This is a genomic window from Micrococcus sp. HSID17227 (genome assembly GCF_003989405.1).
Classification (GTDB): domain Bacteria; phylum Actinomycetota; class Actinomycetes; order Actinomycetales; family Micrococcaceae; genus Micrococcus; species Micrococcus luteus.
In genome coordinates this window covers 1-688 of record NZ_RBLN01000474.1, presented here as the reverse complement: position 1 = coordinate 688, position 688 = coordinate 1, and the positions used below count along the sequence as shown (strand labels likewise).

General features: G+C 77.3%; 2 protein-coding genes. Both read right to left on the bottom strand.

The window, feature by feature from the left end; translation table 11 throughout:
• Nucleotides 1–362: 2-amino-4-hydroxy-6-hydroxymethyldihydropteridine diphosphokinase (folK, locus tag D8M29_RS12745; RefSeq protein ID WP_127446049.1), on the bottom strand; the 362-nt coding region annotated here is incomplete at its 3' end.
• On the bottom strand, nucleotides 359–688 hold a 330-nt coding region (gene folB, locus D8M29_RS12740), incomplete at its 5' end, for a dihydroneopterin aldolase (RefSeq protein ID WP_127446048.1). The genes folK and folB, both read right to left, overlap by 4 nt.

The following is a 688-nucleotide window of genomic DNA, read 5'->3' as shown; positions in this document are numbered from 1 at the left end:
TCCAGGGTGCGCGCGCCCCAGCGGACCTCACGCCGCCGATGGTGGTCCTGCTCGAGCCGGTGCGCCACCGCGAGCAGCTCCCACGGCGCGAGGTCCGTGCGCAGGGTGACCACCTGGTTGAGGTAGTCGGGCTGCCCCGGCGGCCCGCCCACGGGCGCGGTGACGGCCCGGGGCGAGGCCCGGACGTCCGTGATGTGCGGCAGCGCGGACAGGGCGGCGACGGCGGCGTCGAGCGTCTGCGCGGGCTCGCGCAGGTTGGCGCCGAGGGCCAGCACGGCCGGGACGGGCGCGTCCGGGCGGGTGCCCAGCTCGGGGACGGGCGCGGGGCCCTCGGCCGGGTGCGTCCAGTCGACGGTGCTCACGCGAGGTCCTCCCGGGTGCGGTGCACGGTGACGGCGGCGTCCGCGAAGTCGTGCGGGATGGGCGCCTGCGGCTTGTGCACGGTGACCTCGACGGCGGTCACCACGGGCTGCTCGGCGAGGACGGCGCGGGCGATCCGGTCGGCGAGGGTCTCGATCAGGTCTACCGGCTCCCCGGTGACCAGGCGGACCACCGTGTCCGCGACCCCGGCGTAGTTGGCGGTGCGGGCGAGGTCGTCGCCGGCCGCGGCGGGGCCGGCGTCGAGGTGGAGGACGACGTCCGTGACGAACGGCTGCCCGTCCCGGCGCTCGTGGTCGAAGACCCCGTA